Genomic DNA, 15,541 nt, shown 5'->3' with positions numbered 1-15,541 from the left:
CCATGGTCAATCTGACGCGTATCTACACCAGGACCGGCGACCAGGGCACGACCGCCCTCGGCGACATGAGCCGGACCGCCAAGACCGATCTGCGGATCTCCGCCTACGCCGACGCCAACGAGGCCAATGCCGTCATCGGCACGGCGGTCGCGCTCGGCGGGCTCGACGAGGAGGTCGTGAAGGTCCTCGTACGGGTCCAGAACGACCTGTTCGACGTGGGCGCCGACCTGTCGACGCCGGTGGTCGAGGATCCCAAGCACCCCCCGCTGCGCGTCGAGCAGTTCTACGTCGACAAGCTGGAGGCGGACTGCGACCGCTTCAACGAGCAGTTGGAGAAGCTCCGGTCCTTCATCCTGCCCGGGGGCACGCCGGGTGCGGCGCTGCTGCACCAGGCGTGCACCGTGGTCCGCAGGGCCGAGCGCTCCACGTGGGCGGCTCTCGAGGTGCACGGCGAGTCGATGAACCCGCTGACGGCGACGTATCTGAACCGCCTCTCCGACCTCCTGTTCATCCTGGCGCGCACGGCGAACAAGGCGGTCGGGGACGTGCTGTGGGTCCCGGGCGGCGAGCGCTAGCGGTCGAGGGCGGGCGCCTTCTTCGGAAACAGCGTGTAGCTCAGCGCGATCACGAGATTGATGCCGCTCACGAAGAGCATCTTCTGCTGCCACATCCGCAGCGAGCCGATGTTCCCGCCGGCGCCCACGTACCAGATCGCGCCCTGGAGCAGGGCGAGCGCGACGGCGCACGCGAGGATCCAGCGCGCGGCCGTCCGCCACTCGTGGGCGGCGCGCGCGGCCCCGTACCTCGGCGGCTTCACCGGGGGCGGTCCCCCGGCGAACCGGTGGGCGACCCGGGCGTCCACCCACTTGACGGTGGAGTGGCCGAGCCCCACGGAGAAGCCGATGTAGACGGCGGCAAGGCCGTGTTTCCAGTCCGGTTCGGCCCCGTTCCTGAGGTCCGTCGCGGTGACGACGAACAGGACGACCTCCAGGAGCGGCTCGCACAGCAGGACGCCGACGCTCGTGCGCGGCATCTTCGCCACGTAGCGCAGGGCGAGTCCCGCGGCGAGCAGCACCCAGAAGCCGATCTCGCAGGCGACGATCAGCGTGACGATCACGGCGGGCTCCTCGGGAGGGGTTCGTGGACTCCTTCCAGCCTCGGGCCGCCACACCCGCCGATCGTCGTCACCGGTGACGAAACGGGACTGCATCCTTCGATGTACGCGCGCCGCCCGGGCCCGCCCGGCAGGCACAGGCGATGCCCCGTCCGGCCGTATTGAATGGGGGCATGCCCCTGCCCCTGTCCCGCCCGCACCGCGACGACGTCCGTATCGCGGCGGTCGGCCTGCTCGGCGGTCTCCTGCTGTGGGCGCTCGGCCTGACCAACAGCCAGGGCTGGCGGGCCCTCGGCGGCGGCTGGCTCCTCGTGCCGCTCTGCGCGATGGCGGGCCTGGAACTGCTGCGCAGGACCGCGCCCCAGACCGCCCTGGTCCTCGGCACGTTCGTCCTGATCGCGGACCAGTTCACGCTGGGCAGCCTCGCGACGACGCTGATGTTCACGGACCTCGTCTACGCGGCCGTCCTGTACGGCACCCCGGCCGCCGCCCGCCGGATCCCGGTGACGACGGCGCTGATCACCATCGCGGTGACCCTGGGGTTCCTGGCCTGGTTCCGCAGGCCGGAGGCACTCCTGATCGGCGTCGTCAGCGGCCTCGTGTCGTTCGCGCCCGCGGCCACCGGTGTCCTCGTACGCAACCACCGGGAGGCCGCCGAGTCCGCGCGGCTGCGCGCCGAACAGACCGCGCTGCTCGCGGAGATGGACCGCACGCAGGCGGTCGTCGCCGAGCGGGCGCGGATGGCCCGCGAGCTGCACGACCTGGTCGCGGGCCATCTGTCCGCGATCGCCATCCACTCCACGGCCGCGCTCTCGCTCGACGATCCGAGGACCACGCAGCAGGCGCTCACCGTCATCCGTGAGAACAGCGTGGAGGGCCTTGCCGAGATGCGGCGCCTCATCGGCATCCTGCGGGACGACAGCGGCGAATCTCAGGGCGAGCCCGTCGCCGCGCCCACACTGGACGGCCTCGGAGCCCTCGTGGAGCAGTCCCGCACCAACGGCGTCGACGTCACCCTCACCGTCGGCGACGGCGTCGGCGGCCTGCCCGCGCCGATCGGGCTCGCCGCGTACCGCATCGTGCAGGAATCCCTCACGAACGCCCTCAAGCACGCGTCGCACGGCCCCGTCACCGTGGCCGTCCACCGCACCGACGGGGCGCTGACGGTGCGGGTGAGCAGCCCGTACGGGGATGTGGACGGCCCGCGCGCTCCCGGTTCGGGCGCCGGGCTCATCGGGATGCGCGAGCGCGCCGCGCTGCTGCGCGGCACGTTCGAGGCCGGTCCCGGCAGCGGGCCCGGCGGCAGGATCTGGCAGGTCAGGGCCGAGTTGCCCGTCGCCCCCGCTGACGAAGGAGTGTCCGAGTGATCCGCGTGCTGGTCGCCGAGGACCAGGCCGCCGTACGGGCGGGGCTCGTCCTGATCCTGGGCAGCGCCCCCGACATCGAGGTCGTCGGGGAGGCGGCGGACGGCGAGCAGGCGGTGGCGCTCGCGCGCGCACTTCGGCCGGATCTCGTCCTCATGGACATCCAGATGCCGCGCCTCGACGGCGTCTCGGCGACCCGTCAGGTGGTCTCCGAGAAACTCGCGGACGTGCTCGTCCTGACGACGTTCGACCTCGACGAGTACGTCTTCGGGGCGCTGCGCGCGGGCGCCGGAGGGTTCCTGCTGAAGAACACCGAGGCGAAGGACCTGATCGAGGGTGTCCGCACGGTCGCGCGCGGTGAGGGTCTGATCGCTCCGGCGGTGACCCGCAAGCTCATCGCGGAGTTCGCGGCGAAGCCCGTACGGCCGGAGCCCGGGCCCGCGCCGACCGGCCTCGGCACCCTCACGCGCCGGGAGGGGGAGGTGCTTTCCTGCCTCGGTGACGGGCTGTCGAACGCGGAGATCGCGGTACGCCTGGAGATGGCGGAGGCGACGGTGAAGACGCACGTCAGCAGGCTGCTCGGGAAACTGGAGTTGCGCAGCAGGGTGCAAGCGGCCGTCCTTGCGCAGGAGTTGGGGCTGTGAGGGCCGATTCCTGTAATTGGTTTAGACCTTGACCGTTGGTCCAGACCTTTCTATTCTCACGGCACTGCGGTGAGCGCAGCCATGCACATGACCAGCACGGCGATGCTCACGGGCGGCGCAGGGTTCCACCCCCGTCATGTCCCCCGGATACCACCCGAGGAGCACCCCTTGCGCTTGAGACTCAGACAGAGAGCCGTGGCAGGCCTCACCACCCTGCTGCTCCCGGCCGCCGCCCTCGTCGGCCTCGCCACTCCCTCCCACGCGGCCGCCGCCGCGAGCACCGCCACCGCGACCTACGTCAAGACCCAGGACTGGGGCACCGGCTTCGAAGGCAAGTGGACCGTCAAGAACACCGGTACCACGACCCTCAGTTCTTGGACCGTCGAGTGGGACTTCCCCGCCGGCACCAAGGTCACCTCCGCCTGGGACGCCACCGTCACCAACTCCGCCGACCACTGGACCGCCAAGAACGCCTCCTACAACGGGTCGCTCGCCCCCGGCGCCTCGGTCTCCTTCGGGTTCAACGGCTCGGGCCCCGGCGCCCCCTCCGGCTGCAAGCTCAACGGCGCCTCCTGCGACGGCGGTGACGTCCCCGGCGACGCGGCCCCCTCCGCGCCCGGCACCCCCACCGCCTCCTCCGTCACGGACGCCTCGGTCAAGCTCGACTGGACTGCGGCCACCGACGACAAGGGCATCAAGAACTACGACGTCCTGCGCGACGGCGCCAAGGTCGCGACGGTGACCGGGACTTCGTACTCCGACACCGGCCTCACCGCCGGCACCGACTACTCGTACACCGTCCAGGCCCGCGACACCGCCGACCAGAGCGGACCCGCCTCCGGCTCGGTCAGGGTGCACACGACCGGCGGCGGCACCGACCCGGGCCCCGGCGGCAAGGTCAAGCTGGGGTACTTCACCGACTGGGGCGTCTACGGGCGCCAGTACTTCCCGAAGAACCTGGAGACCTCCGGCTCCGCCGCGAAGGTCACGCACATCAACTACGCCTTCGGCAACGTGCAGAACGGCCAGTGCACGATGGGCGACTCCTACGCCGACACGGACATGGCGTACACGGCCGCCAACTCCGTCTCGGGCGTCGCCGACACCTGGGACCAGCCGCTGCGCGGCGCGTTCAACCAGCTGCGCCAGCTCAAGGCCAAGCACCCGAACCTGAAGATCCTCTGGTCGTTCGGCGGCTGGACCTGGTCCGGCGGCTTCGGCCAGGCCGCGCAGAACCCGGCCGCGTTCGCCGACTCCTGCTACAAGCTGGTCGAGGACCCGCGCTGGGCCGACGTGTTCGACGGCATCGACATCGACTGGGAGTACCCCAACGCCTGCGGCCTGTCCTGCGACACCTCGGGCCAGGACGCCCTGAAGAAGCTGGCGTCCGCGCTGCGCACCAAGTTCGGCACCGGCAACCTGGTGACGGCGGCGATCACGGCCGACGCCTCCACCGGCGGCAAGATCGAGAAGAACGACTACGCGGGCGCGTCCCAGTCCTTCGACTGGTACAACGTCATGACCTACGACTTCTTCGGCGCGTTCAACGCCCAGGGCCCGACGGCCCCGCACTCCCCGCTCACCTCGTACCCCGGCATCCCACAGCAGGGCTTCAACTCCGCTGACGCCATTGCCAAGCTGAAGGCCCAGGGCGTCCCGTCGGGCAAACTCCTGCTCGGCATCGGCTTCTACGGCCGCGGCTGGACCGGCGTCACACAGAAGGAGCCGGGCGGCACCGCAACAGGCCCCGCCGCCGGCACGTACGAACAGGGCATCGAGGACTACAAGGTCCTCAAGACGAAGTGCCCCTCGAACGGAACGGTGGCCGGTACGGCGTACGCGTACTGCGGCTCCGACTGGTGGTCCTACGACACCCCCGCCACCATCAACTCCAAGATGGCCTGGGCCAAGAGCCAGAACCTGGGCGGCGCCTTCTTCTGGGAGTTCAGCGGTGACACCGCAGGCGGCGAGCTGGTGACCGCGATCAACAGCGGCCTGGGTTAACACCGGCCGCACATGACGGAAGCCGGGTGAACGGGGCCGCCCCCTGTTCACCCGGCTTCTCCATGCAAAACCTCAGGCCGACGCCGCTACGCGACGTTCACCCTCCCCCAAGGAGCTCCGCTCCAGGGGGGACCCCCATCCAGCGGGGCCCTGAACGCCGCTACGCGACGTTCACCCTCCCCCAAGGAGCTCCGCTCCAGGGGGGACCCCCATCCAGCGGGGCCCTGAACGCCGCTACGCGACGTTCACCCGCTGTCCCGGAGGCGCCGCCTCCAGCCACGCCAGGAAGCCGGTCAGCGCGTCCTCGCTCATCGCCAGCTCCAGACGCGAGCCGCGGTGCGAGCACGCGAGGACGATCGCGTCCGAGAGCAGGGCCAGCTCCTCCTCGCCCTCCGGCGCGCGCCGTCCCGTCACCTCGATCGCCGAGCGCTCCAGGGTGCGGCGCGGCCGGACCGCGTAGGAGAAGACACGGAACCACTCGATCCGGTCGCCGTTGTAGCGGGCCACGCCGTAGCCCCAGCCCTTGCCGGAGGCGTCGCCTCCCTCGGGCACGTCCCACCGCAGGGAGCAGTCGAAGGTGCCCCCGGAGCGCTGGATCAGCCGGCGCCTCAGGCCGAAGACGAACAACCCCAGCAATACGAGTACGACGACCGCGACCACGCACAGCACGAGAACGAGGACCATTCGTACCGACCTCCTCGCCTCATCTGATAACGGGCCCGACAGCGGATCCGATAACGGAACTGCAAAATTGACCAAGGATCGCCTCAGCCGCGACCCGGTCCGGAGAGGTTCTCCGGTCCTGGCCGCGGCTGAGTCATGTCACTCCGTGCTCCCCCATAGCCTAAAGGGCCTGGGAGGTACCCCCAGGGTTCAGCGCGTCGCCACCGCACGCAGTCGGACGTCCGCGCGACGCTCGGCGGATGCGTCCGCATCCGACTTCGCGCGCTCGAGCGCCCGCTCCGCACGCTGGACATCGATCTCGTCCGAAAGCTCGGCGATCTCGGCAAGCAGGGACAGCTTGTTGTCGGCGAACGAGACGAAACCGCCGTGCACAGCGGCGACAACCGTCCCGCCGTCGCTCGTGCGGATCATCACCGGGCCCGACTCCAGCACACCGAGAAGCGGCTGGTGACCGGGCATGACGCCGATGTCGCCGGACGTGGTGCGCGCGACGACCAGGGTGGCCTCGCCGGACCAGACACTGCGGTCCGCGGCGACGAGCTCGACGTGCAGCTCAGCAGCCAAGGTGGGCTCCTCGGGTCACCACCCGGCGGTTTCTGCCGGGTGTTGGGTCAAAGTCTAGTCGGCGTACGGAGAGGGACGGGACACACCCTGCGGGTATCCCCCGCCCCTCTCCCACGAGTCTGTGCTTCCGGAGAAGCCAGAATCAGGAGACGCCGAGCTCCTTGGCGTTGGCCTTCAGGTCCTCGATGCCACCGCACATGAAGAACGCCTGCTCGGGGAAGTGGTCGTACTCGCCGTCGCAGATCGCGTTGAACGCGGTGATCGACTCCTCGAGCGACACGTCCGAACCGTCCACGCCGGTGAACTGCTTGGCGGCGTGGGTGTTCTGCGACAGGAAGCGCTCGACGCGACGGGCACGGTGGACAACGAGCTTGTCCTCCTCGCCCAGCTCGTCGATACCGAGGATCGCGATGATGTCCTGGAGGTCCTTGTACTTCTGCAGGATCGTCTTGACGCGCATCGCGGCGTCGTAGTGGTCCTGCGCGATGTAGCGCGGGTCCAGGATGCGGGACGTGGAGTCCAGCGGGTCCACGGCCGGGTAGATGCCCTTCTCGGAGATCGGACGGGAGAGAACCGTCGTCGCGTCGAGGTGGGCGAACGTGGTGGCCGGGGCCGGGTCGGTCAGGTCGTCCGCGGGGACGTAGATCGCCTGCATCGAGGTGATCGAGTGACCACGGGTCGACGTGATGCGCTCCTGGAGGAGACCCATCTCGTCGGCGAGGGTCGGCTGGTAACCCACCGCGGAGGGCATGCGGCCGAGCAGGGTCGAGACCTCGGAACCGGCCTGCGTGAAGCGGAAGATGTTGTCGATGAAGAACAGCACGTCCTGCTTCTGCACATCGCGGAAGTACTCCGCCATGGTCAGACCGGCCAGGGCGACGCGCAGACGCGTGCCCGGCGGCTCGTCCATCTGGCCGAAGACCAGCGCGGTCTTGTCCAGAACGCCGGCTTCCTCCATCTCGACCATGAGGTCGTTGCCCTCACGGGTGCGCTCGCCGACACCGGCGAAGACGGAGACACCGTCGTGCAGCTTGGCCACACGGACGATCATTTCCTGGATCAGAACGGTCTTGCCGACACCGGCACCACCGAACAGACCGATCTTTCCACCCTTGACGTACGGGGTGAGAAGGTCGACGACCTTCAGACCGGTCTCGAACATCTCGGTCTTGGACTCGAGCTGGTCGAAGGCCGGGGCCTTGCGGTGGATCTCCCAGCGCGGAGCCTCGGAGACGCTGGACGCGTCGTCGTTCAGCACGTCGCCCAGGGTGTTGAACACCCGGCCCTTGGTCAGGTCACCGACGGGCACCGAGATGCCGGCGCCGGTGTCCGTCACGGCGGCCTGGCGGACCAGGCCGTCGGTGGGCTGCATCGAGACCGTACGGACCACGCCGTCACCCAGGTGCTGGGCGACCTCGAGGGTCAGCGTCTTCTTCGCGCCCTCGGTGGCCGGGTCGTCGACCTGGACGTGCAGGGCGTTGTAGATCTCCGGCATCGCGTCGACGGGGAACTCCACGTCGACGACCGGGCCGATGACCCGGGCGACGCGGCCCGTGGCAACGGCCGTCTCAACAGTGGTCGTCATTACTTGTCACTCCCCGCGGTCGCGTCGGCCAGGGCTGCAGTGCCGCCGACGATCTCGCTGATTTCCTGGGTGATTTCGGCCTGGCGGGCCGCGTTGGCAAGTCGGGAGAGCGAGTTGATCAAGTCTCCCGCGTTGTCGGTCGCCGACTTCATCGCGCGGCGCGTGGCGGCGTGCTTGGAAGCAGCCGACTGGAGCAGCGCGTTGTAGATACGGCTCTCGACGTAGCGCGGCAGCAGGGCGTCGAGGACGTCCTCCGCCGACGGTTCGAAGTCGTACAGCGGAAGGATCTCGCCCTTGGACTTCGACTCCTCCGCCACCTCTTCGAGGCTGAGCGGAAGCAGACGGCCGTCGATGGCCGACTGCGTCATCATCGAGATGAACTCCGTGTAGACGATGTGGAGTTCATCCACGCCGCCCTCCGCCGAGTCCTTCTCGATCGCCTCGATCAGCGGGCCCGCGACCTTCTTGGCGTCCGCGTACGTGGGCTCGTCGGTGAAGCCGGTCCACTGCTCCGCGATCTTGCGCTCACGGAAGTTGTAGTGGGCGACACCGCGGCGGCCGACGATGTAGATCTCGACCTCCTTGCCCTCGGCCTCGAGACGCGCGGTCAGCTTCTCCGCGGCCTTGATGGCGTTCGAGTTGAAGGCGCCGGCCAGTCCGCGGTCGCTCGTGAGGAGCAGCACCGCGGAGCGCGTCGCCGTCTCCGGCTCCGTCGTCAGCGGGTGGTTCGTGTTCGAACCGGTGCCGACAGCCGTGACCGCGCGGGTGAGCTCGGTCGCGTACGGCGTGGAGGCCGTCACCTTGCGCTGCGCCTTGACGACACGCGAGGCGGCGATCATCTCCATCGCCTTGGTGATCTTCTTGGTCGCGGTGACGGATTTGATGCGACGCTTGTAGACCCGGAGCTGGGCTCCCATGAGTCAGGTCCCTTCCGTCGTCACTTACCGGCGGCGGCCGGAGCGTCCTCGCCGAGAAGCTTCCCGTCCGAGGTCTCGAACTGCTTCTTGAAGTCCGCGATGGCGTCGGCGGTGGCCGTCAGGGTGTCGTCCGACATCTTGCCGCCCTCCTTGATGGAGGTCATCAGGCCCTGCTCCTTGCGGTGCAGGTAGTCGAGCAGCTCGCGCTCGAAGCGCCGGATGTCCGCGACCGGGACGTCGTCCATCTTGCCGGTGGTGCCGGCCCAGACGGAGACAACCTGGTCCTCGGTCGCCATCGGCTGGTACTGGGGCTGCTTGAGCAGCTCGACCATGCGCTGACCGCGCTCCAGCTGGGCCTTCGACGCGGCGTCCAGGTCGGAACCGAAGGCGGCGAACGCCTCGAGCTCACGGAACTGGGCGAGGTCCACGCGGAGGCGGCCGGAGACCTGCTTCATCGCCTTGTGCTGCGCGGAACCACCGACTCGGGAGACGGAGATACCGACGTTCAGCGCGGGGCGCTGACCGGCGTTGAACAGGTCCGACTCCAGGAAGCACTGGCCGTCGGTGATGGAGATGACGTTGGTCGGGATGAACGCCGACACGTCGTTCGCCTTGGTCTCGACGATCGGCAGACCGGTCATCGAGCCGGCACCCATCTCGTCCGAGAGCTTCGCGCAGCGCTCGAGGAGGCGGGAGTGCAGGTAGAAGACGTCACCCGGGTAGGCCTCGCGCCCCGGCGGGCGGCGGAGCAGCAGGGACACGGCGCGGTAGGCGTCGGCCTGCTTCGAGAGGTCGTCGAAGACGATGAGGACGTGCTTGCCCTCGTACATCCACTGCTGACCGATGGCCGAACCGGTGTACGGCGCAAGGTACTTGAAGCCGGCCGGGTCGGACGCCGGGGCGGCGACGATGGTCGTGTACTCCAGCGCGCCGGCCTCTTCCAGGGCGCCACGCACGGAGGCGATGGTCGAGCCCTTCTGGCCGATGGCGACGTAGATGCAGCGGACCTGCTTCTTCGGGTCGCCCGAGCGCCAGTTGTCGCGCTGGTTGATGATCGTGTCGACAGCCAGGGCGGTCTTGCCCGTCTGGCGGTCGCCGATGATCAGCTGACGCTGACCGCGGCCGATCGGGGTCATCGCGTCGACGGCCTTGTAGCCGGTCTCCATCGGCTCGTGCACCGACTTGCGCTGCATGACCGTGGGAGCCTGCAGCTCAAGGGCGCGACGCCCGCTGGTCTCGATCTCGCCAAGGCCGTCGATCGGGTTGCCGAGCGGGTCGACGACGCGACCCAGGTAGCCCTCGCCGACGGCGACGGAGAGCACCTCACCGGTGCGCTGCACCGGCTGGCCCTCCTCGATACCGGTGAACTCACCGAGCACGATGGCACCGATCTCGCGCTCCTCGAGGTTGAGGGCGAGGCCGAGGGTGCCGTCCTCGAACTTCAGCAGTTCGTTGGCCATGGCCGAGGGCAGGCCCTCGACCTTCGCGATGCCGTCGCCGGCAAGGGTGACCGTACCGACCTCCTCGCGCGAGGCCGCGTCCGGCTTGTACGCCTGGACAAAGTTCTCCAGCGCGTCCCGGATCTCCTCCGGCCGGATCGTGAGCTCCGCCATCTGGGTTCCCTGCTCTCCTTGTTGGGCCCGAAGTTTTCTTGGGGGGTCTGGGGTCAGCCCCCAGGAATCCTCTGCACGGCCCAACTAGGGCCGTAGGTACTACTACGTTGTGCGAGTCCGCTAGCCGGCCATACGGCGGCTGGCGTCCTCAATGCGGTCCGCGATGCTTCCGTTGATGAGCTCTTCGCCCACCTGCACGTTGATCCCGCCGAGGACCTCGGGGTCCACGTCGAGGTTCAGGTGCATCTGACGCCCGTAGAGCTTTGCCAGGGCGGCGCCCAGGCGCTGCTTCTGCGCATCGCTCAGCGGAACCGCCGTGGTGACGACAGCCACCGTGCGGTCCCGGCGCTCCGCGGCGAGCTTGGACAGGGACTCGAGTCCCCCCTCCAGGCTACGTCCACGCGGCTGGGTCACAAGGCGCTCGACGAGACGCTCGGTGGTGGCCGTGGCGCGACCGCCGAGCAGGCTGCGCAGCAGCTCGCCCTTGGCCGTGCCCGTGGCGATACGGTCCGTGAGCGCGGCGCGCAGCTCGGTGCTCGAGGAGACGATCCGGCCGAACCGGAACAGCTCGTCCTCGACGTCGTCCAGCTCGCCCGCCTGCTGCGCCGCGGTCAGCTCGGCGATGCTCGCCAGCTCCTCGACGGAGTCGACCAGGTCGCGCGGGGCGGACCAGCGGGAGCGGACCAGGCCGGCCACCAGGTCGGCGGTCGAACCGCTGACCTGGCTGCCCAGCAGGCGCCCCGCGAGCTCGGCCTTGGCCTCGCCGGACTGCGCCGGGTCGGTCAGGACCCGTCGCAGTGACACCTCGCGGTGGAGCAGCGCGGTGACCGCGGCCAGCTCTCCGGCAAGCTGTCGGGCGTCGACCGAGGTGCTGTCGGTCAGCGCGTCGAGACGCTCACGTGCGGAGGCGAGTGCCTCGCGGCTCGCTCCGTGGGCAGTCATCGAACAGCCTCGGCCTTCTCCTCGAGGTCATCGAGGAAGCGGTCGATCGTGCGCGACTGCCGGGCGTGGTCCTCAAGCGACTCGCCGACCAGCTTGCCGGCCAGCGTGGTGGCCAGCTGGCCCACGTCCTGGCGCAGCGCCTGAGCGGCGGCCTTGCGGTCGGCCTCGATCTGCGAGTGGCCGGCGGCGATGATTTCCTCACGCTGCCGCTGGCCTTCCGCGCGCATCTCGGCGATGAGCGTGGCGCCCTGCTCCTGCGCCTCCTGGCGCAGCCGCGCGGCCTCGTGACGAGCCTCGGCGAGCTGAGCCTTGTACTGCTCAAGAACGCTCTGGGCCTCGGTCTGGGCCGACTCGGCCTTCTCGATACCGCCTTCGATCAGCTCGCGGCGCTCTTCCAGCGTCTTGTTGATACGCGGGAGGAGCTTCTTGGCGAAGAAGAAGAAGACGATGGCGAAGGCAAGCGTGCCAATGAGCAGCTCGGGACCCGGCGGGATGAGCGGGTTCTGCTCCTCCTCGGCCGCGAGTGCAACCAGGTTGGCGATCACATCAGTGCCTTTCGTCGAAAAGTGTCAGTAAGAAGTGATTACTTACCGAACACGAACGGCATAACGATGCCGATGAGGGCGAGCGCCTCACAGAAGGCGAAGCCGAGGATCTGGTTGGCGCGGATCAGACCGGCGGCCTCGGGCTGACGGGCCAGGGCCTGGGTGCCGTTACCGAAGACGATGCCGACGCCGATGCCGGGGCCGATGGCAGCGAGACCGTAGCCGATGGAACCGAGGGAGCCGGTGACGCCAGCGGCGAGTTCGATGGTCGCGGACATGCCGTTACTTCCTTCTCTTTAACGAACCGGTGGGGGTTGGCCACCGGACGACTGAAATATGACGGGACGGGACTGGCTCAGTGGTGCTCGGCGAGCGCGCCCTGGATGTACGTGCAGGCGAGGAGCACGAAGACGTACGCCTGGACGGCCTGCACGAAAAGCTCGAAGAGGATCATGACGACGGTCATGACGAACGAGACGCCCGCGGCCGGGATCATGTAGCTGTTCAGCAGGTACCAGGAGGCAACGGTGAACATGACCAGCATCAGGTGACCGGCGAACATGTTCGCGAACAGTCGCACCGCGTGCGTGAACGGCCGGACGAGCAGGTTCGAGAAGAACTCGATGAACGAGACGAGCCACTTGATCGGGCCGAGCGAGTTGTCGTAGCCCGTGATGTTCTTCCAGCCGCCCACGAAGCCGTGGCGCTTGAAGGTCAGCGGGACCCAGATCAGGTAGACGATGACGGCGAGCACGATCGGGTACGCGATGACCGACGACACCGGGAACTGGGCCAGCGGAATCACGGACCACACGTTCATGATCCAGATGAAGAAGAACATCGAGACCATGACGGGGACGTACTTCTCGCCCTCCTTCTTGCCGAGGGTCTCGTAGACGATGTTGCGGCGTACGAAGTCGTACCCCGCCTCACCGATCATCTGGAGCTTCCCCGGGACCACCTTGGCTCGGCCGAAGGCGGCGTAGAAGAGGCTCATGATGACCAGCGTCGTCAACAGGGCAAGCAGCATCACCTTGTTGAACTCGAACCCGCCGACGGTGAAGATCGGCTGGAACAGGAACGAGTGCAGACCGGGAGCCGGAAAGCCGCAGCCGTTGTCGGACAGGATCCGACAGCTCCAGTCAAAGGCGAGCTCAGTCTGGTCAGCACTCACCACGGGCTCCTTCGGCGTGACGCATAGGTACGGCAACCTCGTTGTGTCGTTGCGGCGCGCAGCCGCGGATCGGCACCGGTCTGGTGTTTCGGATGTGGGGGCGGCAGGCAGGCAGTGAGCCTCGCAGTCGAGCAGGCGTCAGCTCAGATGCCCGCGCCCGCAGTGCCGCAGTTGGCACCGGACGATAGCAGTAACGCGAACCCGCACTTATCCCGCCCCTACCCCTCATGAGGACGACCCTGAATTCTCGGGCTTGTCACTCTTCTCGGAGTCTTTGCCCGAGTCGGGATCGATATAGAAAATCTTGGCCTTCATGTGCGCACGCGCCTGCGCGGCCATCCATACGACGGTGGCGGCGACGAGTGAGGCGGCGAAGGCCTTGGGGTTGAACAGCGTCGTGTCCTTGAAGACGGCGACGAAGATCAGAAGCAGCAGCAACTGGGCGACGTAGAGCATCAGCCCCATCGCCTGGAAGAGCTGCGGAAGCGATTTTGCCGTCCGCTGGAGGACGACCTGCCCGAGGCCCATGAAGACGATGACCACCACCGTGCCGATGACAGCGCCGAGCGCCCCCTTGCCGCCGGCCAGCACACCACTGATCACGGCGGCAATCGCGCCGGCAATGGCTGTGGGCACAACGGCCTGGAGGAGGATCCGTGCGTCATTCGAGGGCATGGCGGCAGCTCCGCTAACTGGACGGGGGCAGGGTGTCGTCATGGACGAGCGTAAACCGGGGCCGAGAGGGAACTTCGGGCCAATGGGCCGTCGCACTACGGTCCTTCGGCTCTATCCCCGGGTCTCGTGAACGGTATCACAAACTATTTGATGAGGTCTTTACCTCTACAGTGTGCTCACTGTCACACGTGAGAGGTAATCCGCGCGTCTGTGCAAAAAACACGGCCAACTTGTCTGGTAATGAGGCGTTTTCGTCTCTCGCGTCAGCGCGACGAGTGCGCCTTGCGCCGATCCAGGAAGCGCGAACGGGGGCCAATGGCCGTTGCCCCGTTGACTCCTGCGGGCATCGGCGGGCGCGCACCCTCGTCCACGGCCGCCGCTGCCGCAGTCTGAACCGCGTACGACGGCGACGTCTCAGGCATCTCGGCCGCCGCCCGCGCGGCCCGCCTGCGCCGGTAGCGCGGCGGCACGAAGGCCTCCGCCCAGCGCGGGGCACGCGGCGTGAAGCGCGGCAGCAGGAGCAGTACGAGACCGACGAAGCTCAGCGCGACGATCGCGAACACGATCCACATCGACGTCGAGTGGACGGAGTAGGCGACCGCGCCGAACGACAGCAGCGCCGCCCAGAAGTACATGATCAGCACCGCGCGGCTGTGGGAGTGGCCGATCTCCAGGAGCCGGTGGTGCAGGTGACCGCGGTCGGCCGCGAACGGGGACTGCCCCTTCCACGTACGGCGCACGATGGCGAGGACCAGGTCCGCGAACGGCACCGCGATGATCGTCAGCGGCATCAGCAGCGGGATGAAGACCGGCATCATCGCGTGGGTGGCGTCACGGGTGCCGCCGAAGTTCAGCTTCATCACGCTCGGGTCGACCTGGCCCGTGATGGAGATCGCACCGGCGGACAGGACGAGGCCGATGAGCATCGAACCGGAGTCGCCCATGAAGATCCGGGCGGGGTGCATGTTGTGCGGCAGGAAGCCCACACACATGCCGATCAGGATCGCCGAGAACAGCGTCGCGGGGGCGGCGGCCTCGATGCCGTAGCCGTACCAGAGGCGGTAGGAGTACAGGAAGAACGCCGAGGCGGCGATGCACACCATGCCGGACGCGAGGCCGTCGAGGCCGTCCACGAAGTTGACCGCGTTGATGCTGATCACGACCAGGGCGACGGTGAGGAGCGTGCCCTGCCACTGCGTCAGCGAGACCGTGCCCACACCCGGGATCGGCAGCCACAGGATCGTCAGACCCTGCATGACCATGACGCCGGCGGCGATCATCTGGCCGCCCAGCTTGATCAGGGCGTCGATCTCGAACTTGTCGTCCAGGACGCCGATCAGCCAGATCAGGGCGGCTCCGGAGAGCAACGCCCGCGGCTCGTTCGACATCTCGAAGACGGGACTGAGGTTCGTCAGGTGGTCCGCGACGAGGAGACCCGCGCACAGACCGAAGAACATGGCGATCCCGCCGAGCCGGGGCGTGGGCTCCCGGTGTACGTCGCGGGCGCGGATCTCCGGCATGGCGCCGGCCACGATCGCGAACTTCCGCACCGGGCCGGTCAGCAGGTATGTCACCGCGGCCGTGATGCAGAGCGTCAGCAGGTATTCACGCACGGGCTTCCCCACAGATATCGCTGGCCATCTCAGCCCCACACCCTAGCTTCGCGCGCATGTGGTGAAGGACTGCCGGGTAGCGACGATGGTTGCACGAGTGACG

The 15,541-nt window shown here is 68.2% G+C and carries 16 protein-coding genes; 4 read left to right on the top strand and 12 right to left on the bottom strand.

Going from position 1 to position 15,541, the window contains the following annotated elements; all coding sequences use genetic code 11:
* Nucleotides 1-2 precede the first annotated feature (2 nt).
* Nucleotides 3-575: a cob(I)yrinic acid a,c-diamide adenosyltransferase gene (locus tag ACWIGU_RS30720; protein ID WP_454404946.1), complete on the top strand. Its 573-nt coding sequence runs from the start codon at nt 3-5 to the stop codon at nt 573-575.
* Here ACWIGU_RS30720 and ACWIGU_RS30715 read toward each other — a convergent pair.
* Nucleotides 572-1,117 carry a hypothetical protein gene (locus ACWIGU_RS30715; RefSeq protein WP_454404945.1) on the bottom strand — a complete coding sequence of 182 codons (546 nt, stop codon included), beginning with the start codon at nt 1,115-1,117 and terminating at the stop codon, nt 572-574. The genes ACWIGU_RS30720 and ACWIGU_RS30715 overlap by 4 nt on opposite strands.
* A 170-nt stretch (nt 1,118-1,287) precedes the next feature.
* Here ACWIGU_RS30715 and ACWIGU_RS30710 point away from each other — a divergent pair, with 170 nt between their 5' ends.
* The 3 genes from ACWIGU_RS30710 to ACWIGU_RS30700 all read left to right on the top strand — a co-directional run bounded on the left by ACWIGU_RS30710 (nt 1,288) and on the right by ACWIGU_RS30700 (nt 5,126).
* Nucleotides 1,288-2,481 carry a sensor histidine kinase gene (locus tag ACWIGU_RS30710; RefSeq protein WP_454404944.1) on the top strand — a complete coding sequence of 398 codons (1,194 nt, stop codon included), beginning with the start codon at nt 1,288-1,290 and terminating at the stop codon, nt 2,479-2,481.
* Nucleotides 2,478-3,122 (top strand): response regulator, encoded by a 645-nt coding sequence (locus ACWIGU_RS30705; protein WP_454404943.1) that lies wholly within the window; start codon nt 2,478-2,480, stop codon nt 3,120-3,122. Before ACWIGU_RS30710 ends, ACWIGU_RS30705 begins: the two co-directional genes overlap by 4 nt.
* Before the next feature lie 174 nt (nt 3,123-3,296).
* On the top strand, nt 3,297-5,126 hold the full coding sequence (locus ACWIGU_RS30700) for a glycosyl hydrolase family 18 protein (RefSeq protein WP_454404942.1): 1,830 nt from the start codon (nt 3,297-3,299) through the stop codon (nt 5,124-5,126).
* Nucleotides 5,127-5,360: 234 nt separating this feature from the next.
* Here the strand turns inward: ACWIGU_RS30700 and ACWIGU_RS30695 are convergent, their stop codons facing one another.
* The 11 genes from ACWIGU_RS30695 to ACWIGU_RS30645 all read right to left on the bottom strand — a co-directional run bounded on the left by ACWIGU_RS30695 (nt 5,361) and on the right by ACWIGU_RS30645 (nt 15,438).
* Entirely contained in the window at nt 5,361-5,810 is a 450-nt protein-coding gene (locus ACWIGU_RS30695) for a DUF2550 domain-containing protein (RefSeq protein ID WP_329434025.1), read from the bottom strand.
* 189 nt (nt 5,811-5,999) lie between these two features.
* Nucleotides 6,000-6,374, bottom strand: a complete 375-nt coding sequence (locus tag ACWIGU_RS30690) for a F0F1 ATP synthase subunit epsilon (RefSeq protein ID WP_356284701.1) — start codon at nt 6,372-6,374, stop codon at nt 6,000-6,002.
* 142 nt (nt 6,375-6,516) lie between these two features.
* Nucleotides 6,517-7,959 (bottom strand): F0F1 ATP synthase subunit beta, encoded by a 1,443-nt coding sequence (gene atpD, locus ACWIGU_RS30685; RefSeq protein ID WP_376537578.1) that lies wholly within the window; start codon nt 7,957-7,959, stop codon nt 6,517-6,519.
* Nucleotides 7,959-8,876: a F0F1 ATP synthase subunit gamma gene (locus tag ACWIGU_RS30680; protein ID WP_454404941.1), complete on the bottom strand. Its 918-nt coding sequence runs from the start codon at nt 8,874-8,876 to the stop codon at nt 7,959-7,961. Before ACWIGU_RS30680 ends, atpD begins: the two co-directional genes overlap by 1 nt.
* Nucleotides 8,877-8,896: 20 nt before the next feature.
* On the bottom strand, nt 8,897-10,489 hold the full coding sequence (gene atpA, locus ACWIGU_RS30675) for a F0F1 ATP synthase subunit alpha (protein WP_454404940.1): 1,593 nt from the start codon (nt 10,487-10,489) through the stop codon (nt 8,897-8,899).
* Between the two features lie 120 nt (nt 10,490-10,609).
* Nucleotides 10,610-11,431, bottom strand: coding sequence for a F0F1 ATP synthase subunit delta (locus ACWIGU_RS30670; RefSeq protein WP_454404939.1), 822 nt, complete (start codon nt 11,429-11,431; stop codon nt 10,610-10,612).
* Entirely contained in the window at nt 11,428-11,976 is a 549-nt protein-coding gene (locus ACWIGU_RS30665) for a F0F1 ATP synthase subunit B (RefSeq protein WP_266674194.1), read from the bottom strand. The genes ACWIGU_RS30670 and ACWIGU_RS30665 overlap by 4 nt, the downstream gene beginning before the upstream one ends.
* A 38-nt stretch (nt 11,977-12,014) precedes the next feature.
* On the bottom strand, nt 12,015-12,254 hold the full coding sequence (atpE, locus tag ACWIGU_RS30660) for an ATP synthase F0 subunit C (protein ID WP_326774080.1): 240 nt from the start codon (nt 12,252-12,254) through the stop codon (nt 12,015-12,017).
* 77 nt (nt 12,255-12,331) lie between these two features.
* A complete protein-coding gene (gene atpB, locus ACWIGU_RS30655) occupies nt 12,332-13,102 on the bottom strand; it encodes a F0F1 ATP synthase subunit A (protein ID WP_266676634.1) in 771 nt (256 codons plus the stop codon).
* Nucleotides 13,103-13,375: 273 nt separating this feature from the next.
* Complete coding sequence (locus ACWIGU_RS30650) at nt 13,376-13,825, bottom strand: hypothetical protein (protein WP_356284680.1); 450 nt, start codon at nt 13,823-13,825, stop codon at nt 13,376-13,378.
* Between the two features lie 263 nt (nt 13,826-14,088).
* Nucleotides 14,089-15,438, bottom strand: coding sequence for an MraY family glycosyltransferase (locus tag ACWIGU_RS30645; protein ID WP_454404938.1), 1,350 nt, complete (start codon nt 15,436-15,438; stop codon nt 14,089-14,091).
* Nucleotides 15,439-15,541 lie beyond the last annotated feature (103 nt).

This window comes from Streptomyces sp. NPDC055400 (assembly GCF_053644375.1).
The sequence above is the reverse complement of the archived record's forward strand: the minus strand, read 5'-3'. Positions and strand labels throughout refer to the sequence as shown.